Annotated in this window: 18 protein-coding genes; 6 read left to right on the top strand and 12 right to left on the bottom strand. The window is 45.9% G+C overall.

Annotated features, from left to right (window positions below; genetic code table 11):
* Nucleotides 1-237 precede the first annotated feature (237 nt).
* From QP775_RS19195 to QP775_RS19185, 3 genes are all read left to right on the top strand, one after another.
* Nucleotides 238-570: a YnfA family protein gene (locus QP775_RS19195; RefSeq protein WP_239332242.1), complete on the top strand. Its 333-nt coding sequence runs from the start codon at nucleotides 238-240 to the stop codon at nucleotides 568-570.
* 209 nt (nucleotides 571-779) lie between these two features.
* Nucleotides 780-2,276 carry a gluzincin family metallopeptidase gene (locus QP775_RS19190; RefSeq protein ID WP_285108465.1) on the top strand — a complete coding sequence of 499 codons (1,497 nt, stop codon included), beginning with the start codon at nucleotides 780-782 and terminating at the stop codon, nucleotides 2,274-2,276.
* Between the two features lie 180 nt (nucleotides 2,277-2,456).
* Nucleotides 2,457-3,800: an aminotransferase-like domain-containing protein gene (locus tag QP775_RS19185; RefSeq protein WP_285108463.1), complete on the top strand. Its 1,344-nt coding sequence runs from the start codon at nucleotides 2,457-2,459 to the stop codon at nucleotides 3,798-3,800.
* Between the two features lie 59 nt (nucleotides 3,801-3,859).
* On the opposite strand, the gene QP775_RS19180 is transcribed toward QP775_RS19185, so the two are convergent.
* The 4 genes from QP775_RS19180 to QP775_RS19165 all read right to left on the bottom strand — a co-directional run bounded on the left by QP775_RS19180 (nucleotide 3,860) and on the right by QP775_RS19165 (nucleotide 7,396).
* On the bottom strand, nucleotides 3,860-4,270 hold the full coding sequence (locus QP775_RS19180; protein ID WP_285108461.1) for a VOC family protein: 411 nt from the start codon (nucleotides 4,268-4,270) through the stop codon (nucleotides 3,860-3,862).
* Between the two features lie 179 nt (nucleotides 4,271-4,449).
* Nucleotides 4,450-5,322 (bottom strand): sugar phosphate isomerase/epimerase family protein, encoded by an 873-nt coding sequence (locus QP775_RS19175; protein WP_285108459.1) that lies wholly within the window; start codon nucleotides 5,320-5,322, stop codon nucleotides 4,450-4,452.
* A gap of 87 nt (nucleotides 5,323-5,409) precedes the next feature.
* The gene (locus QP775_RS19170; RefSeq protein ID WP_239332252.1) at nucleotides 5,410-6,474 is read right to left on the bottom strand and encodes a Gfo/Idh/MocA family protein; all 1,065 of its coding nucleotides are present in this window, start codon (nucleotides 6,472-6,474) and stop codon (nucleotides 5,410-5,412) included.
* A gap of 58 nt (nucleotides 6,475-6,532) precedes the next feature.
* Complete coding sequence (locus QP775_RS19165) at nucleotides 6,533-7,396, bottom strand: sugar phosphate isomerase/epimerase family protein (protein ID WP_285108457.1); 864 nt, start codon at nucleotides 7,394-7,396, stop codon at nucleotides 6,533-6,535.
* Nucleotides 7,397-7,694: 298 nt separating this feature from the next.
* Between QP775_RS19165 and QP775_RS19160 the strand changes: the two genes are divergently transcribed.
* Nucleotides 7,695-8,768, top strand: a complete 1,074-nt coding sequence (locus QP775_RS19160) for a hypothetical protein (protein WP_285108455.1) — start codon at nucleotides 7,695-7,697, stop codon at nucleotides 8,766-8,768.
* A 213-nt stretch (nucleotides 8,769-8,981) separates the two neighbouring features.
* On the top strand, nucleotides 8,982-9,689 hold the full coding sequence (locus tag QP775_RS19155; RefSeq protein ID WP_285108453.1) for a M50 family metallopeptidase: 708 nt from the start codon (nucleotides 8,982-8,984) through the stop codon (nucleotides 9,687-9,689).
* A 219-nt stretch (nucleotides 9,690-9,908) separates the two neighbouring features.
* Here the strand turns inward: QP775_RS19155 and QP775_RS19150 are convergent, their stop codons facing one another.
* From QP775_RS19150 to QP775_RS19125, 6 genes are all read right to left on the bottom strand, one after another.
* Nucleotides 9,909-10,919: an ABC transporter ATP-binding protein gene (locus QP775_RS19150; RefSeq protein ID WP_285108451.1), complete on the bottom strand. Its 1,011-nt coding sequence runs from the start codon at nucleotides 10,917-10,919 to the stop codon at nucleotides 9,909-9,911.
* The gene (locus QP775_RS19145; RefSeq protein WP_285108449.1) at nucleotides 10,912-11,898 is read right to left on the bottom strand and encodes an ABC transporter ATP-binding protein; all 987 of its coding nucleotides are present in this window, start codon (nucleotides 11,896-11,898) and stop codon (nucleotides 10,912-10,914) included. The genes QP775_RS19150 and QP775_RS19145 overlap by 8 nt, the downstream gene beginning before the upstream one ends.
* 13 nt (nucleotides 11,899-11,911) lie before the next feature.
* Complete coding sequence (opp4C, locus tag QP775_RS19140; protein ID WP_239332264.1) at nucleotides 11,912-12,838, bottom strand: oligopeptide ABC transporter permease; 927 nt, start codon at nucleotides 12,836-12,838, stop codon at nucleotides 11,912-11,914.
* Nucleotides 12,839-12,913: 75 nt separating this feature from the next.
* Complete coding sequence (locus QP775_RS19135) at nucleotides 12,914-13,867, bottom strand: ABC transporter permease (RefSeq protein ID WP_285108447.1); 954 nt, start codon at nucleotides 13,865-13,867, stop codon at nucleotides 12,914-12,916.
* Between the two features lie 67 nt (nucleotides 13,868-13,934).
* On the bottom strand, nucleotides 13,935-15,677 hold the full coding sequence (locus tag QP775_RS19130) for an ABC transporter substrate-binding protein (protein ID WP_285108445.1): 1,743 nt from the start codon (nucleotides 15,675-15,677) through the stop codon (nucleotides 13,935-13,937).
* A 432-nt stretch (nucleotides 15,678-16,109) separates the two neighbouring features.
* The gene (locus QP775_RS19125) at nucleotides 16,110-17,081 is read right to left on the bottom strand and encodes a helix-turn-helix domain-containing protein (RefSeq protein ID WP_285108443.1); all 972 of its coding nucleotides are present in this window, start codon (nucleotides 17,079-17,081) and stop codon (nucleotides 16,110-16,112) included.
* A 135-nt stretch (nucleotides 17,082-17,216) separates the two neighbouring features.
* Here QP775_RS19125 and QP775_RS19120 point away from each other — a divergent pair, with 135 nt between their 5' ends.
* A complete protein-coding gene (locus QP775_RS19120) occupies nucleotides 17,217-17,903 on the top strand; it encodes an MOSC domain-containing protein (protein ID WP_285108441.1) in 687 nt (228 codons plus the stop codon).
* A 169-nt stretch (nucleotides 17,904-18,072) separates the two neighbouring features.
* Here the strand turns inward: QP775_RS19120 and QP775_RS19115 are convergent, their stop codons facing one another.
* Both QP775_RS19115 and QP775_RS19110 read right to left on the bottom strand, forming a co-directional pair.
* Entirely contained in the window at nucleotides 18,073-18,504 is a 432-nt protein-coding gene (locus QP775_RS19115) for a DUF6157 family protein (protein ID WP_285108439.1), read from the bottom strand.
* Between the two features lie 182 nt (nucleotides 18,505-18,686).
* Nucleotides 18,687-20,132: an MDR family MFS transporter gene (locus QP775_RS19110; protein WP_285108437.1), complete on the bottom strand. Its 1,446-nt coding sequence runs from the start codon at nucleotides 20,130-20,132 to the stop codon at nucleotides 18,687-18,689.
* Between the last annotated feature and the right edge of the window lie 41 nt (nucleotides 20,133-20,173).

Genomic DNA, 20,173 nt, shown 5'->3' with positions numbered 1-20,173 from the left:
ATGAACCCCAACTTCCTTTTTAAGAGTACTGCGCTATAATAATCGTAGAGCGTAAAATTACGGTCCGATTGGTTGCGTGGGTACATATCCGTTTAATTGCAGCGGCATGCTGGCCGCACTCTCCTCTACACAGCAAGGGAGCTTACGCATCACACACAGTAAATGCAAGCAGTATTCGTACACCATACGAAGTCAACCGCCATCGTTATTTTTAAATAAGAGAGGAGCATGTAATACGTGTTTATAGCCATTTTACTCTTTATCGCTGCAGGACTCGCTGAGATTGGGGGCGGATATCTCGTATGGTTATGGCTTCGAGAAGCAAAGCCACTCTGGTACGGTATCGTAGGCAGCTTGATCTTGATTGGATACGGCATTGTACCGACGCTTCAGAACTTTCCATCATTCGGCAGAGTGTATGCCGCATATGGCGGCGTATTTATTGTACTAGCCGTCTTGTGGGGATGGCTGGTTGACAAGAAGCTCCCTGATCGCTACGATGTGATCGGTGCAGCCATCTGTATCATTGGTGTCGCCATCATCCTATGGGCACCTCGAACATCCGCATAACACCAATCCCCCTTCTCGGGCTTCTTATCTCTAGCAGAATTGGAACTTCATGAGAAAGCTCATTGATTCCAGCCAGAGGCATGGAAGTTCATTACAATGCTGTAAGCTTTCTGTAAGTTATATCAATACTCCATCGTTCCTGTTTGCGATACAGTTGATCTTAGGTATCTTCAATAAAGATTGACTAAGCAGGAAGGAGTCCTATTACTATGTACCGATTCAAGCCCCAGCGCACGGTAATGATTATCGCCATGCTGCTCATTATCATTTTAATCGTACTGGCGGGTATAAAGATCAACCAGCGGCCGGCAATTAGCGAAGCGGCCCATACAGACCCACCTCTCCTATATAATATCCATGCAAGATGGTTGGATAACAGCCATACGCTGCAGACAACAGCCGATATTACGTTTAGAAATGAATACGGCGATCCTTTGTCCGAACTCGTATTTCACTGGTTCGCAGATGTGTATCGTAACATCTCCAAGCAGCCTATACGTGATAGACAGTTAAATAAATCATTATTGGAAACAAAGCAGGAAGGCGCACAAAAAGTGGTAGACGATTTTCAAGGCGGAATTACCACTTACTCTGTTACAACAGCGAGTGGCAAGCCCCTCACTTATAACCATCAGAACCAAGCGTTAACGATAAAGCTCCCAAAAAGGATGCAGCCAGGGACGACAATCAAACTAACTATAAGATACGAGGTAAAATTCCCGTTTGGCGCTCACGCGCTAAGCTACTCCGATCACACGGTTGGCGGCTACATGTGGACGCCACAACTTGCTGTATATAACCAATCTGATCGCGGGTGGAATCGTGTACCTTATAACTCGTCCTACCGCAGCGACTTCTACCCAATGGGGCAATATCATGTCATGCTTGATGTACCCGAAGCTTGGGAAATGGTAACGACCGGGCAAGAAATTGATCGCAAACAGAAGGATGGGCGACTGCTACTAGAAACAAAGTCAGAGGCAAGCAGACAATTTGCTTTCTACGGGGGCCGTTATAAGCAGGAAGGTGAACGTACATTAAAAAATAATTTACGCTTAAGTGTTCACCGTATTCATGCCGTAAACGATCAGAAGTCCGTTGATTACGCTGCTGTCCTTGACACCGTCGCTTCTGCAGCAGATTGGCTATCTGCCACAGTCGGACCATTGCCTTATCCTGAGCTCAAGTTAGTAGAAGCTCCCTATAATGGAATGTCCTACAGCCCTGATGGAATCGTTGTATTCAGCCGCCAACCAGACGGTTCCGTTCGTCAGGATGAACTAATACGCGCTGTAGCTAAGCAGTGGACTCAAAATGTAATTGGCTCCAATGCGAGCACAGACGGCTTTATAAGTGACGGATTATCCGCGTTTTTAACGGCCTATTTCGAGCATGATCAGAAAAATAAACCATGGCCTCAGCCTGCGATCCTAAATACAGATATGTATCCTCCCGCAGCACCAGCAGTAAGATTGGGGGCTGATGCTGAGCTGCATTACCAGACAAAAGGCACCGCTGCGCTCATTCAATGGGTGAATCAATATAAGTTAGAGGCCTTTAACAGCTGGATACAATCTTTTTATAAGACTTATTCTGGTAAAATGACCTCTGTCAACGGCCTTCTTAATACGGTAAGTGAGCAGATTAGCCCACAAGCAAAGGCTGACTTGGAGGCACTACTTACACACGCTAAGCCTTCCTCATAGTTTATGAGTCAGACCAACTAAGAACAGTCAACAATACACCGGGGACCACTACCCCCGGTGTAATTGTTTGGGGTCAACTACATTTGCATGCTATTAACATAAAAATGACTTTTTCCAAACTGTATCGGTACAGTTTACTTCATGTATAATAAATAAGACTTTATAAAAGGAGGCAGAGGGATGAAAAAATATGATGCCATTTTATCCGATATGGAAGAGAAAATAAAAAATCAGCAGTACAAGCCCGGCCACAAGCTGCCTTCTGTACGAAGTGCTGCAGCATTGTACCATTGCAGTATTAGCACGATTATACGGGCGTACGCAGAACTCGAAAAACGGCATGCCATCTATTCCATTCCACAGAGCGGCTTCTACGTGGTCGACATACTTGGGAATAGTTGTGACAACGCAGACAATGACATGATAGATTTTGCATCAGCGTCGCCGGATATCAACGTTTTTCCTTATTTGGATTTTCAGCATTGCCTTAATAAAGCAATTGATACTTATAAATACAACCTCTTTACATACGGCGATACCCATGGTCTAGATAAACTGCGTCATACGCTTGTTTCCCACTTGGCTAGTGATCAAGTATTTGCACCGGCAGAGCGTATCTTTGTCACATCTGGCATCCAGCCAGTGCTTGAACTGCTGTCGAATATGGATTTCCCAGGCAGCGGGACGTCCATCCTCGTTGAGCAGCCAGGATACGATATCTATTTGCGCTACTTGGAAAGCAAAAATATCCCGGTCATCGGGATCGCCCGCACAGCGGCTGGTATTGACTTGGCAGCGCTTGAGGCACACTTTAGCAGCGGGAAGATCAAGTTTTTCTACACGATGCCAAGATACCAAAATCCACTGGGAACCACGTTGAGCGCAGACGAAAGAAAAGCGATCGCTGAGCTTGCTACCAAATACGATGTTTTTATCGTCGAGGATGATTATATGGCAGATTTAGGCGTTGAACGCAATTTTGAGCCCATCTTTGCCTACAATAGATCTTCCCACGTGATTTATGTGAAGAGCTTTTCTAAAATCATTTTTCCAGGCTTAAGATTGGGTGCAGCCGTGCTGCCTGATCGACTAATAAACAAGTTCAACGATGCCAGCAGATACGGCGACACCTCGCTATTGTCTCAGGCGGCGCTTGAAGTGTATATCAATAACGGTATGTACGAACGGCACAAGCACAAAATAATAAGTCAGTACGAAGAACGAATCCGTTTACTTAACGAAGCAGTAGGACGGTACAACGAAGCAGGACTGATTGAAGTTCCGGTTATCAATTCAGGAATTTATATTCAGTTTAAACTGCCACAAAAGGTTAATTTGGAACAATTAACGAGGCGACTCGCTAAACGAAAAGTACACGTTGTGTCTGGGCGCGGATTTTATTTGAATGATTATGCAGAACGAGAAAAGTTTATTAGAATTAGCATCTCCCGAGCAAAGTCGGAGTCGATTGATGATGGCGTGAAAGCGATTATCGAGGAGATCCAGCAGGGAATCAGGTGGTAAGATGGCCAAGCCGCTACTCGAAATACAGCGGCGGCTTGACAACACCTATCACCTAATATCTAATTGTCTGTTAGCGTTAACTGCCAAGTGACGCCGTATTTGTCAGCCACCCAGCCAAACTTCTTGCTAAATGGGTATGCTCCCAGCGGCATAAGTACAGAGCCTCCCTCGGATAATGCTGCAAAGACATGGTCAATTTCTGCTTCCGTATCACAATTCACGTATAAAGAAATGGCCGGCGTAAATGTAAAGCCATGCTTCACACTGCTATCGATGCACATAAACGTTTGTCCTTGCAATTTAAAAGCAGCATGAATTATACTTCCTTCCGCACCAGCTTCATTCGCCCCATAACGAGAAATACTTACGACTTCCGAATCATCAAACAACGAGATATAGAAATTCATCGCAGCCTCTGCTTGTCCTTCAAACATTAAAAAGGTTACTATTTTCTGATTGATGCTGCCCATTCATGCCAACTCCTCTATCCAAATTCGTTTTCATTTGCACTGCGGCATGACCTACTAACTTTACTCGCCATGCACTTTCCTCTAACTGACACGTAGTATAGTTGAATCGACCTCTTCATGCAAATGGATACACAAAAGGCGCCACTGCTCAAAGTTGCGAGCAATGGCGCCTTCGTCTGTTACTTGTAGCGCTTAATAAATTCTACCGCTTTACGAATATCTACTTCTGGCGAGTCGCCCACTTCTCGTTCGATCGTCAAATATCCGGTGTATCCGATATCAGCGACAGCTTGGAAATAAGCATCAAAATCGACTTTGCCCTCACCTAACGGCAGCTCAGCAAATGGACCGGAAGTTGCCATCTCGGCAATCTTCTCATGCGACATCGGCTCGTAGCCGAGCATGCCGTATACGTCACGCGGATCAACATCCTGCAGCTTTACACCGTCTTTGACGTGCGTGTGTACCACGTAATCCTTGAGCGTAATTAGGCCTTGTACCGGATCATCTCCCGTAACCATTACCATGTTAGCAGGGTCAAAGTTAACCGCTACGCCTTTGCCTGTGAGAGTGTCCAGGAACGATTTCAGATGTGCCGCTGTTTCTGGACCTGTTTCAATGGCAAAATGCCCGCCTAGACTGTTCGCATATAAGCTCAGCCCTTCGCATGCCTTCTGCATTTCTTCGAAAATATAGTTCTGCTCGTGAGGTACCAGCCCAATATGTGTTGTCACAATATGTGTCCCAAGATCAAATGCGAGATCCATAATCCGCTTCGATTTCTCAATCTTTGCTGGATTAGCTTCCTTGTCCTGGAAGCCGTGGCCTCCAAGGTCACCGACCAGTGCGGATACTTGCAGCCCCAGGCTGTCGATATAATCTCGCAGTTCCTTACGGGCAGCCTTACTTAGGTTAGCCGGGTCCATCTCTCCCGACACTGCATATATTTGCACACCGTCTGCGCCGACTTCCTTGGCCTTTACTAGCGCTTCCCTTACCGGCAAACGAAAACTATCCGTGATGACCCCTATCGGGTTGTTCAGCTTTACCATATCCGCACGCACTCCTCTATTTAGAAAGTTCTGACATGACTACCCTTCTTCTATTACACCGAATGGCTATCAAATATACGATTCATGCTATGAGGAGTATACGACTTCGCGTCCTGTCGCACTGGACTCATAAATACCGCACAAAATTTTGAGCATTTCGACCCCGTCCTCAACTGGGCAGATCGTTTCTTCCTTGCCAAGACAACAGTTTACAAAATGATCGATTTCATTCTGGAACCCTTTATCAAAATCAAAACTCAGATGATCGATCTGCGGTGTCATGTTGACCATCGTATTATGCTTTTCGCCAATAATCGTCAACTTCGGCTCAATCTCAGCGCCGCCTTTATCACCAAATAGCTTCATGCTAATTTCATCTTCTTTCGCCATCAACGAGAAGCTGACATCAACGGCAAGCGAAGCACCATTTTCGAACCGAATCAAGGCATTCGCCATGTCCTCCACCGTATTGTGCTCTGCATCATAGTCCGCTGCTTTATAGAAATCGTAATTTTCAATATGATTACGATTGCCAAGCTTCTTATAGGCATTGCCGGTGACCGATTTGACCTTGGGCTTGCCCATCATGTACCAGCACAAGTCGATGACATGAACACCGATATCAATCAGTGGACCACCGCCCGAACGCTCCACATCACTGAACCATCCGCCTGGATTGCCGAGCCGACGAATACAAGAAGCTTTTGCGTAATAAATATCCCCCAGATCGCCTGCTTCAATAAATTTCTTCAGCACTTTAGTGTTAGTACCATACCGGCGAACGTACCCTACTTGAAGTGTACGATCTGATGAACGAACGGCCTCTTCTACGGCCAACGCCTCCTCAACCGTCTTACACATCGGCTTCTCCACCAGTACATGCTTGCCCGCTTTAACTGCCGCAATACTGATCGGGGCATGGGTGTTATTCCACGTACAAATGCTGACGGCATCAATGTCGGGATTCGCAAGCAGCTCATTATAATCGGTATATACGTGAGCCGCACCGTACTTATCCGCTTTGGCCTTTGCACGCTCTTCGTTCAAATCACAGATCGCGTAAATTTCTACGTTATCATTTTTTTGGTATCCGTCCAGATGACACTCGGAAATGGAGCCTGCACCGATAATACCTACTTTAATCTTGCTCATCTCGATCCCCTCCATAAATGTAAAGCTGCTTATTCCTGATCTAATCTTGTTTGTTACGTTACGCTTGCTCCCAGAGCCGGCGCGCGTTGGCAATCGCAATTCGAGTGGCCTGCAAACAATCTTCCATACCTTCAAATTCGATGGAGAAGTAACCGTCATACCCATTGTTCTTTACAACTTGTATAATGTCGCTAATCGGCAGGTCTCCTTGTCCTACAATCGCGCCGCGCAGATGCTGACCGTGCAAAGAGTTAAACCAGCCTTCCCCAGGATTGTAGTTAGCAGGTCGGATATAAAAATCCTTCAAGTGTACCATTGATGCATACGGCAAGTTCTGCTGCACCGCATACAAAGACGGTTCATCTACGCAAATAAAGTTGCCGACGTCGAGTGTTGTCTTAAAGTTCGGCCGATTCACCGCTATCACGAGCCGCCGTACGCGCTCACTTGCCTGCAAGTAGAAGCCGTGATTCTCCACACTTGTTGTGATGCCATATTGTAATGCATAGTCCGCTACACGTTGGCAGGCCTCCACAAGCTGCGGAAAGTCCTGCTCGAAGTATTCTGTGCCTGTCATTGCATGTGGTCTGGAGGCCACGTCGTGTCTCATCAGCTTTACGCCTAAACGGTGTGCAACATCTACATGTGCTTGAACCCGCTTCACTTCAGCCTCGAAAGCAGCTTCATCCAGTCCCGCAAAATTTGCACCGATACAATAATTGGACAATTCCAAGCCGATTTCTTCTGCCTTTGCACGAATATCTTCTGCCAATTGGGAATCATCCAGCAGATCAAATCCAAGTGGAACGATCTCTGCGTGTTCTGCACCCTGTTCTTTTAACCATTCAAGCGCACCAAGCACATCCAATTGGCCGTTCTGGATTGCGTTGTACAAGCTATAAGTACTAACTCCAAGTTTCATCTGGCTCACTCCATTCCAAGTTGGGCAATCGCTGCTCAGCATTCATGCAAGCGCTCGCAAGTTGTGTGTTGTCTTCCTACATTATAGGTCGAAAACGTTTACACCCATTGCACTATGTTCCACAAATGTTGTACTTTCTTACACAGATTTGATTCCGCTACGTACTGTATTCACTTTATTCAAAGAATACAGCTTCATGACGAACAGGATATTTTGCCATTTTATAACTGGATATGATAGAGTTGTAATTTTATAATAGGAGAGCTTGTATAAGAGAAATAGGGGGAAACTTCAAATCATGAGAAAGTCATACTGGCTTGTACTTGTACTTGTTTTATTTATCTGCTTTACTCCTATTGCAGGAGCAGCTCAACCTGTCAACACGAATAAAGAAATTAGTACATTTTATAACGGCAAGCTGCAAATATCACCTTACAAATCCGTTATCGTAAACGATGCTGCAACCTACGTTCCGCTCCGGCTTATCGAATCGTTTGATCATATTAAAGTTCAATATGATGGACCTTCCATTCGTGTTGTTACCGATAAAGGAACATTTTCCATCGACAAACAAAATACGATTCTGCACCAGAATACGACATATATCACCTTTAAGAAGCTGCAGCAGATGAGCGCGATTACAGGAAAGTACATATCAAGTGCAACATCGCTGTTTCTGTGGGATACCGCTGTTGGGGCAGCAAAGACTGACGAGCTGGTTTCTCATATCTCAACTGTGCCTGGTAGCCTGCGTGAAGACTTTGGCAAAAAGATATTTCCCACATCTGAATTCAGTTCCAGATGGATCATCGACGTCACAAAATCTGCCGTTGATCCTGATGATTACAACATCGAAGTAATGAAGCCTGACGGGACAACGGAAACGATTCCCTATCAATATGTATCTGAGACAGATTTACGTGCATCAAAGAACGTACTGCTTAACCAAACCATGTGGATAAATAAAAGTAAAGCAGATACGATTTTCAGTTCTAATCTGAAACACCTTGAAAAAGTTACAATTACTTCGATCAAGTATAAGGACAGCAGCTTATACTATACGTTGCGTAAGCAAAATGGAACTCAAGCGACTGTATCCCATGCTGTTTTTGGAACAGGACCAATAAGTGAAAGGTTTCCATTCTTCGGCAAGAACCTAAAGAGTTTGTATAATTGGAAACAAAGCGTATGGAAGAGTATTGAAAATGAAACGGTAACCGTCGGAATGGAGATGTTTCAAGTTTGGTTGGCTTGGGGTGAGCCAGATAGAACTTATCCTTCTGCATCCCATATTGGTGACGCAGATATGTGGATTTACGGTAATACCTATTTGTATTTCACGAACTACAAACTAAGTCTGATACAAGACTAATAACGATGCCGATATCCCTGGAACGGGGCGTCGGCTTATCCGTTTACATCCTTCTGCTCCTATCTCGTGTTCCGTTAACCGCTCTAGTACATGTACAGTGCCATCTTTTTCAACATCATCTACTTTTCAATTCATATAAAAAATGACGTGATGTCCCGCTCCCGTTTCGTTACAATAGAAGGGCGTATTGTGGCACATACAGGAGGTTAAGAGATGAATCGCTGGTGGAAGACGATTTTATTTATAGTAGGCGCGGCAGTGCTGACACGGTTCATTCCGTTTTCATCTTTTTTCAAAAGTGTGGATACGTTAATCCATGAATTCGGGCATGCCTTGATGACACTACTGGTGTCAGGAAAAGTGTGGTACATTCATCTATTTGCTGACCACAGCGGAGTAACTTACTCCTCAGCCGCTCACGCTTGGCAGTTCATACCGATCGCGCTAGCCGGCTATCTTACATCTGCACTATTTGCCATGCTGTTATTTTTCCTGTATTCACGCGGCAGGACGCAAGTAGGACTGATCGTACTAACCGTGCTGACCGCTGTATGTCTGCTCTTCTTCTTGCGTAATTCGTTTGGCGTGACGTGGGGCATCGGATTTATCCTATTAAGCGGAGCAGTGTGCTTCGCCCCTTGGCGATGGCTGCAGGAGTTTTATTATTTGCTGGTTGCGTTTATTTGTCTTGTGGAATCCGTGTTAAGTCCCTTGATCCTGGTGATGCTGTCCGTACAAAGTCCTTCGCAAGCAGGTGATGCAGCTAACTTGGCGCGTATGACCGCCATTCCAGCTTTGTTCTGGTCCTTGCTCTTTGTACTGGCTACCATCGCATGCGCACGTGTGTCGATGAGCTTGTTCTTTAAGCCGCGTCCAGTACGAGAGCAGGTGCGAACTAGCGCTTGGCACCAACGCAATTAGCAGCATTCGCACTATTGCTTACTCATAAGGCCGCGAGCTCCATCATGTGGATGCTGGCGGCTTCTTTGTTTATTACTCCTCGGGCGGATAACAAATGCACAAGCTGAATTCGGCCAATCCAACGAACAACAGCATTCCCTCCCTCCAAGCAACACAAAACCCCTGCCTTGCAGGCCAGGGGTTGCGCAGTCCGACTGTAGTCGGCACACCAGAGTATAGTTAGACCAGGTGGCAAGCTACATAATGCTCGCTGCCCATGTGCCGGAATTCCGGCACGAGCTGACGGCAGATGTCCGTCGCATATGGGCAGCGCGTATGGAACTTACATCCTGCCGGCGGATTCGCCGGATTCGGGATGTCGCCTTTTAATACGATACGCTCGCGTTTCAAACGCGGGATCGGTACAGGCACCGCTGACAGAAGCGCCTTTGTGTAGGGATGGAGCGGATGCTTAAACAATTCATCACGCGGTGCTGTCTCCATCATCGTCCCCAAGTACATAACCCCGATCCGAGAACATAGATGTTCAACTACACTCAAATCATGCGAAATAAATAAATAAGTTAACCCGCGTGTCAGCTGCAGCTTGCGGAATAGATTAATAATCTGTGCTTGAATGGATACATCTAGCGCAGATACGGGCTCGTCGGCAATAATTAGATCGGGATTCAGCACAAGCGCACGTGCTATGCCGATGCGCTGACGCTGTCCTCCCGAGAATTCATGCGGAAAACGGTCGATATGATATGAAGAAAGGCCGCATGCTTGCAGCACATCCAACACCCGATCACGAATTTCTTCTTTTGGCGCAAGTCCGTGGTTAAGCAGTGCCTCTCCAATAGCATCGCCAACTCGAACCCTCGGATTAAGCGAACTGTAAGGATCTTGGAAGATTAGCTGCATCTTGGGACGCAAATGCCGCAGCTCTTTCTCTGGCATGTTGTAGAGATCGATCCCTTTATACAGCACCTCGCCGGATGTCTTCTCGGTTAAGCGAATAATCGATCTGCCGACCGTACTCTTACCGCTGCCCGATTCCCCTACCAGTCCAAATGTCTCACCCTCCTGCAGCGTGAAACTAATGCCATCTACGGCTTTAACGTGACCAACCGTCCGATTGAACAAACCTGATTTGATCGGGAAGTATTTTTTCAAATCTCTAACCTCAAGCAAAGGCGCTTCTTGCTGCGGCATAATCCTTTCAGATGTTGCAATCGTCAGTTCAGCCATGGCTCACACCTTCCTCGTACAGCCAGCAGGCCACTTTTTGTCTTCCTTCCATCGGATGAAGTACAGGCTGCTGTGTACGACATACCGACATGCAATGCTCACATCGGTCATGAAAATAACACGATTCCGTCAATTCAAGCGGATTAGGAACTTGACCCGGAATGGAATACAAATCCTCCTGACGCTGACCGATAATAGGCTTGGAACGCAGCAGCCCTTGCGTATATGGATGCTTCGGGTGCTCGAATAGCTCGACTACATCGCCTTCCTCAACAATTTTGCCAGAGTACATGACGATTACATAATCAGCAATCTCCGCTACTACGCCCAGATCATGCGTAATTAACAGGATTGAAGTGTTGGATTCCTCCTTGATCTGGCGCAGCATATCCAGAATCTGCGCTTGAATCGTAACATCCAGTGCCGTCGTCGGCTCGTCGGCAATCAGGAGCTTCGGATGACAGGAGATCGCGATAGCAATCATAATTCGCTGCAGCATACCACCGCTTAATTCATGCGGATAGCTCTCAACAATTTGCTCTGGTCGAGAAATGCCAACCAATTCAACTAGCTCAATCGCCCGTTTGCGCGCTTCCTTTTTACTTAGCTTCTGGTGCTCCATCAGCGGCTCCATAATCTGCGTGCCAATCGTTAGTACCGGATTAAGTGATGACATCGGTTCCTGGAAGATCATCGCGATGTCGTTGCCACGAATTTGACGCAGTTCATTTTTGTCGATGCTGAGCAGGTCTCTTCCTTCAAAATGGATTCTCCCGTCCACCACCTTGCCGCTTGGCTCCTCGACAAGCCCCATAATGGACATCGCGGTCACACTCTTGCCGCAGCCCGATTCGCCCACGATACAGACAGTCTCACCTTCACGTATACGCAGACTGACGTCATTAACCGCTTTAACGGCACCTTCCTCTGTATAGAAATACGTACTGAGATGATCGATCTCGATTACATTATTTTTCATCAGATGTCATTCCTTACTTCTTCTGTTTAGGATCCAACACATCCCGCAGCCCATCTCCAAAAATATTAATTGCAATAACCGTCGTAAAAATGGCCACACCCGGGGGTATCCACAGCCAAGGATGCTGTTCAAAATCAATTAGGTTGTTCGCTGCATCAATCATGTTCCCCCACGTAGGTGTGGGAGGCATAACACCTAACCCAAAGAAACTCAGTACAGACTCGCTTAAGATGGCACCGCCAATGCTTAGCGTGGCAATAACGATAAGCAGTGGTACGATGTTAGGAATCATATGGTTAAATAGCTTTCTCCGGTCATTTAAGCCCAGCACAATGGCTGCCTGCATATATTCACGCTCGCGGATCGTGAGCATCTGGCTGCGAACAAGACGGGCAAGACCCGGCCAGCCCACAAAGCTCAACATCAGCATTACGATATACATCCGGTATTCAACTGGCACTTTCCATTCCGACAACAGCGCACCGAGAATAAATAAGATCGGCAAGCTTGGAATCGTCAATAACAGGTCAGCGATTCGCATAATAATCTGATCGACAATACCTCTGTAATAAGCGGCAACAGCGCCTAATATCGATCCGATAATGACCGAGATAATCATCGATGCAATCCCGACCGTTAAGGAGATGCGACCTGCCTGCAGCAGTCGTGTCAGCACATCCCGTCCAAGCAAGTCAGTACCAAGCCAATGTTTAAACGAGGGGGCCTGATTCATAATGGCTGGATTAATCTTGTTGTTGGCATAGGGTGAGAATAAAGGCCCTATAAAGCACACCAGAAACATAAACACAATAAAAGCAAATCCGGCCATAGCCAGCTTATTTTTACGGAGACGACGGAAAGCTTGGCGCCATAACGAAGAGCGAATCGGAGCTGCCGCTGTCCGCTTCATATCCGTCAATCCGCCAGTAATGGATGACATGGTGAAACCTCCCTGCAATGCGCGTTTAACAAATGCTTGCTGATTAATGCTTTTGCCCTGTCCGCTTCTGTATGATCACAACTTGATTCGTGGATCAGCTGCGTGGTACAAAACGTCCGATACAAGCGTACCTATCACGGTTAGAATGGCGATAAACATCGTAAAGCCCATAAGAAGCGGATAATCCCTGACGGTAAAGGACTGCATATACAGTTGACCGATTCCCGGCCAGTTAAATATTTTCTCAATGATAAGCGAGCCTCCGAACAAACCTGGCAGCTCAAAGCCAATCAGCGTAATCGCCGGCAGCATTGCATTACGAAGTGCATGTCGGTAAAGAACAACTCGTTCCTTCATCCCCTTGGCGCGTGCTGTGCGGATAAAGTCCTGGCGAATGACGTCCAGCATGTTGCTGCGAAAATAACGAGTCAGCGAACCAACACCAAGCAGCGTCATTACGACGACTGGAAGGAACATATGATGGACAACTTCCTTTATATATTCCATGCCGGTTGCGTTACTCCCCGTAACCAGCATGCCGCCCGGCGGCAGCCACTTCAGGTCAACGGCCATAATCTTGATGAGAAACAGCCCGATAAAGAAAGAGGGAATCGACATTGCCGCAAATATAAAGATCATCACCATCGTATCAAACCAAGAATACTGCTTGTATGCCGCCGCAACGCCGATGACAACCGCCAGCAGCCACGTAAAGAACGTCGACGTAATGGCAAGCAAAAATGAATTCCAAATATAATCGTTAAACAACGTGAGAACAGGCTTCTGCTGCGATAACGAGAATCCGAAGTTGCCATGGAACGCATTGTTCATCCAATTCATATAACGTTCAAGCACAGGCTTGTTCAGGCCGTATATCTCTCGCAGCTCTGCCTTGCGTTCAGCGGGCAGCTTAAAGTTATTGGTGACAAAGTCCCCTGGCATCATCGCATACAGCAAAAAGATAAGCAGCGAAGCGCCTAACAATATGAGTATCATATACATCAATCTACGTAATAAATAGGTGCTCATGACCGTCTCCTTTGCAAGTCATTCACCCCCGGGCTTAGCAGTACTTCTGTCCGGGGGCAAGGAGTTGTTATTTTAATTTCCAGTCAGGCAAGCTTGCAGACAGACCTCGAAGCGGGCTGATCGACAAGCCCTCGATCCGTCCATTGTAAGCTACAACCGATTTTCGGTAGCTAGTGAAGATGTATGGCGCATCGTCATTAATGACCTGATACAGCTCTTTGTACACCACTTTCCGCGCTTCGATATCGCTCGTTGCCAAGCCTTTTTCGTACAGTTCCTTCACTTTCGGATTGTCATATCCTTTCACTTCTCCATTCACGAAGGAAATAACACCATCTGAAGGATCGCCTAGAATTGGCGTAGAGAAGGATACCAGATCAAAGTCTCCGCTCTCGAACTTGGCAATTTGCGCATTAAAGTCCGCAAACTGCTCAGCTTCCAGCTGAACGCCGATCGCCGTGTAATTTTCTTTTGCCACAGCAATAAAGATATCCGTCGCTTTGCTTTTCGAACCAATGAAATGAATTTTCAGCTTCTGGCCATCTTTTTCCCGAATACCGTCAGCGCCTTCCTTCCATCCAGCTTCATCAAGCAGCTGCTTTGCTTTCTCTGGCTCGTAGTTATAAGGGTTAATTCCCTCTTCCGTATAGGACCATGAGATTGGTGACGCCGGAATATTAGCAATCTGTCCAGCACCTTGGTTCGCGTCGACATAGATCGTTTTTCGATCCAGACCGTATGTCAGCGCTTGGCGAACTTTCTTATCTTTAAGAGTTGGATGCTCCAAGTTAAATTGCAAATAGCCATAGTTGTTAGCTGTGTAAGGAATAATGTTAAGGAAGCCAAGCCCCTTTAACTTATCAATATTTTCTTGCGTAGCTTGGAAGCTGCCATAGTCCTGTTCACCAGTTTCAATAAATTGCCATGTATCGCCTTCTGTTGTTTTATAAATAAAGTGCTCTGTCTTCGGTTTGCCTTTGTAATAGAACTCATTTGCTACAAATCGTACCTCTTGACCTGGAATAAACTTTTCCAGCTTGTATGGACCAGTACCAACAGGAGTCGCATGCAGTTTCTTGATATAATCGAGACTGCCGAACTTGTAATCTTTGCCATAATAAGCTTTGGACAAAATTTCGCTCCCTAGTATAGTCAGTCCCTTAGCATTAGGCTTATCAATAGTGACTGAAATTGTCTCTGGATCAATAACTTTAATGCCCTCAATCAACTTAGCCTTGCCTTCTTTGTATGCTTTGCCGCCTTTAATCGCAATCGTAGTCAGCAGTTCGCTTTGCCCGTCGTAGGACTTATCGTGGATCAGCGTCCACGTGAAAGCAACGTCATCCGCGGTGAGCGGTGTGCCATCGCTGAATTTCAAGTCTTTGCGGAGATGGAATGTATAAGTAAGGCCGTCCGGGGATATATCCCACTTTTCTGCAAGATCTGGAATCGGAAGTCCTTTATCGTCAACCGTTACAAGTGACGCGTACAGTACGGAGGAGACATTGCCGTCATAACCGCTCTGTTGGAAATAAGGTGTAAAAGCACCACTTGGGTCTGTAAGACCTACAATAATCGTGTCGGTCCGTTTTTGCGCTTGGGCTGGAAGCTTGGAGAGGTCACTCGCCGCAATTGGCGCCGTAAGCTCCGCTACTGCAGGTGTGGTGCTGCTGTTTTCCGTTCCTTTTGTGTCTGCTGTAGCTGACTGTGCGCTGCCTGAAGCAGGTGCTGAACTATCATTGGAGCAAGCTGCCAACAGGATGCTGCTTGCCATTGTGATCGACAATAAGGTAATCAATAATTTCTTCATAGTGACCCTCCCTGAAAACATATGTTTATTATTTATAATCCCTATCAGTTAACTAGGAATTCAATGAACCTCATTATAGACCTATAGTTAATAAATGTAAACCCATCTTTTCTTAAAATTTTCCACCTGTTTCAATTCATCGCCTTTCCTTCCACAGCATCGTGCCGTTGCACACAACAAAAAAGCGAACAACCCTATACTGTATAAGGGTTATTCGCTTTCGCAGTTATTTAGAAGTGTAAACTCCACTCTGGATACGTTATATACATTTTTAAGTGTCTGGTTATTTATTTGACCTCAGTTAAACGGCTTAACATCAACATATTATGGATTGTATGGGTCAAGATCAAAGCCCCATCCAACTGTGCCCGTCTACTAATGTGTAGTCTAAGATAAAGACATAAATTCAATATGAATTTATGTTTCGTGCCACTATACGGATGATGCATTTTTCTTAAAATGGGTCGGTGTCACACCTGTCTGGCGCTTGAACACACGTGAAAAGTACGGGACGTCATTAAATCCGACTTGAAAACAAATGTCTGTTACCGTCATGTCAGTGTCAATAAGCATCGCAGCAGCTTGATGAACGCGATAATCGATCAGATAGTCGTTATAAGTCTTTCCTGTGAAGCGCTTGAATAAGGCGCAAAAATACGATTTGGAAATGCTGAACTTGCGACACAGCTTCTCAAGCCGCAATTCTTCATTGTAATGCTCATGAATATAGTGAATAGCTGCTGTCATTAGTTCCCTAAACTTCTCTACCCGCTCATCTTCCTCATTCGATTGACCTGACTGTCGTGCCATTTCCCGCATAATGACAGACATCAGCTTCAACAAATTTGCTTTCAGCACCAGCTCATAATAACGCTTGCCAGACTGGAACTCATCCAGCATGTCATGAAGTAGACGGGACACCTCAAGATCCGTCTCTCCACTGAGCGCTAGTTTAGGGGTCACATGCTCCTCATCCAACATAAATTGTTCTAGGTAGGAATAATCAAAGCTGTCTTTGCCCCCGCTATGCGGCTGATACTGTTCATCAATAAAATGAGGCAAAAACTCGCAGCCGATGATATCGATATCTTGACCGGGCACCAGATCAACCCGGTGAACAGCATAAGGAGGAATTACAAAGATATTCCCTTTGACCATGGAATAGGTATGCTGATTAATCGTATGAATGAACTCTCCTTTGACGACATACCAAATTTGGAAATAATCATGGGTATGATCGCGAATACTCCCACCAGCTCTATTCCAACGGTATACTTTAAATGGAAGCAGCGTTCCGATCTCACTCTCAGCCCGATAAAAAATGACATCTTCCTTTCGGGACTGCAACGGTGCTAGATTATGCTCCTGATCCGACAACTTTATCACCCTGACTATACTGTTCATTTAATGGCAAATGCACTATATTATTAACTAGATTAGGTCATGCCAATACAACACTTTATTGTTAGGACATATAACAAGCTTAACCTACCAACTCATACATGTAAATTGGATAACATTATCTTAAGGAGGCAGTTCATGCAAGCTACAATTATTTCATTAAATGTCGCATTGCCAACTGATTCGCTCACTTATAACGGCAAGTTAGTTCGTTCCGGTATGGTCAAGCAGCCTGTTGAGCTGCCTATACAGTTGCAGGAGCTTGGCTTTGAAGGAGATGGCGTCGCAGATACGAAGCACCATGGTGGGCCCGACAAAGCGATTTGCGTCTACGCCAGTGAGCACTATGCCTTCTGGCAGCGGGAATGGGATCGCGAATTGCCGCATGCGGCGTTTGGGGAGAACTTGACGACTAGCGGACTGATAGAGACAGACGTCCACATCGGTGACACGTTCCGTATTGGGGAAGCAATCGTACAGGTGACACAGCCTCGTCAGCCATGCTTTAAGCTTGCCGCGCGTTATGATATGAAGGAAATCCCAGTATGGATGCAGGACACTGGATTTACAGGCTATTATTTGCGTGTGCTAGAGCCTGGATTCGTGAGGCCAGAAGATATGCTGACCTTAATTCAGCCAGATGATGCCGCCATATCCATTCAATATGCCAATGACGTGATGCATCATCACAAGCACGGTGAGGAAGGGATTGCTCGTATGCTCGCCAATACCGCACTGTCCGCCAGTTGGCGTGCAACTTTAACAAAGCGGCTGCAAGGAATCTCGCAAGATACATCTGCGCGGATTCAAGGCACGCAAAGCTAAACCCAGTAGTTGGTGTACAAGCGATTCTATCGTGCAGCCCACCATAAGCAGCGTGTACATGCGCCTTACAAACCAGTGTGTTCCAAATCGCTGCACTGGTTTGTAAGTTCAACATCTTTATAATGAATTGTACAGTCATTCATATCAGCATATAAATAAAGTCCTATACTTATCTATTCTTACTTTTGTTACGCATGGCAGACACAATCTGTAATGTTCCGTCTCCGTTCTCTAATAAACGGTTGTATTCAGGAGATTCCATCGGTACAAGCGCCAATTTGCCCTCCGCGTTAAAATGAATACCCCAGCCAAACTTTTTGGACAGCATGGAAGCTCTGAGACAAGCCTTCGGCTTGTTAAAGAACGCTTGTCTAAGCTCGGCATCACACAACTTCAACTCATCCGCTGGAATGGCCTTATGTCGAATATGAACCTGAAAAAGTAGTTCCTCTTGTGTATACTCATAGGGATGCTCAGCAACGAGATCATATTCGATTCCATGTTTGGACATACCATCCTTCTTAGCAGGAGGCATAGTTCCAAATTGAACCGGACAATCTGGTGCTACTGTAATAAACGTATTATAGTAATTCCAATCCATATGCATAATCTCCCCTCTAAATTCACTACCATTATAACCCAAAATAATCATTCATATCGATGAATGTCATCTCCTTGTCCATATAAAAAAGAACGTCCTTGCCGCCGCGTTGGCTAAGAACGTTCATCATATCCTACTATCACGCTGCTCCTGATGAAGCAGCATGACAACAAGTCCTTCCTTTATTCCTCGATCTGCTGCGCAATCTTTCCCTTCCGCTCTTTAAGCAAGAAAGCTACTGGAATTCCCACCAGCGTCATGATAAAACTAATAAAATTAATATCATTAATACCATGCGTATACGCAATTGGCTTTATTATCGCGATGTCGCCTCCCGTAGTGCTAAGCTCCGCAACATACGAAATGGTACGGGCCGCCAGCAGCGACGAGAACAAGCCAATGGACAACGAGGCTAGTCCCTGACGAATCCAGCTATTGATGGACGAGGCGTAGCCAGACCATTCCCTTTTTACAGCGCTCATCCCTGCGTTCATCGCCGGCGTATTAGCAAGTGCTATTCCTACATTACGCAGTGCCATCCATAGTGTAATTTCCAAATGAGGCGTGTTTACATCTAGCCGACTGAGCATGTAAGTGCCACAGCCCATAAATAGGAGACCAACTACGATCAGTTTAACCGGGCCGTACTTTGAGTACCATCTGCCTGTAAAAGGAATTAACAACGCCATCAGCAAGGAGGCGGGAAGCAAAATAAGTCCGGCTGTCAACGCAGATGCACCCTGTACATTTTGTAGAAATAAGGGCGTTAACAAACCACCTGCATATAGACTGATCGTGATGATGCTGACCAGCAGCATCGAGTATGAAAAGCGTAAATAACGGAATACACGGAATTCGAGCAAAGGATGCTCCTGTTTCAGAGAACGGCGTATAAACAGCCCGATAATCAACAGCCCCCCTATAATAAAGCCCAACGTCTTCATAGAAGCCCAGCCCCAGCCCTGTCCATTGCCAAAGGCGAGCAGCAGCAGCAGGCTTCCTGTTATAACCATAATAAAGCCAAGCTTATCGAATCGCTGCTGCTCACTCATGCGATACATCGGAATAAACTTAACGACAGCGAGCAGTGCCACTAATCCGATCGGCACGTTCATCCAGAACAGCCAATGCCAATCGGCAACATGGATGATCCATCCCGCCAGCGTAGGCCCGATAGCAGGTGCAAGCATGGCGGACAAGCTCCAAATGCTAATGCCAAAGGCTTGCTGCTCCCGCGGTATAATCTGATATACGATAGTCATCGTTGTTGGCATAATAATACCGCTGAACAACCCCTGCAGCACTCGAAATGCAATCAAACTATGTTCATCCCAAGATATTGCACATAAGACTGAGGTTAGCACAAAGCCACTTAACGCAAACAAATACAACCGCTTCGTGCTAATCCGGTTAGCAAAATATCCTACAGCAGGTGCCACCGTGCCCGTTGCCAGCATAAACCCTGTTAGTACCCATTGAATAGACGGCAGCTCCACGTCAAAGTGCTTCATGAGTACAGGCAGCGCAACATTAACGGTATTTGTGCTTAATACAGCAAGGAAATTGCCAAAGAAAATAGCAAACATAATGCTCCAAAACGTTTTCTTGGATAATCGTTCTTCATTCATAACTCTCATTCCACCATTCACTTGTATCCGTTTGGTATCGT

Origin of the sequence: Paenibacillus sp. UMB4589-SE434 (genome assembly GCF_030226685.1) — a bacterium.
Taxonomy (GTDB): domain Bacteria; phylum Bacillota; class Bacilli; order Paenibacillales; family Paenibacillaceae; genus Paenibacillus_B.
Note: the sequence above shows the minus strand (reverse complement) of the source record. Positions and strands in the feature narration are given on the sequence as shown.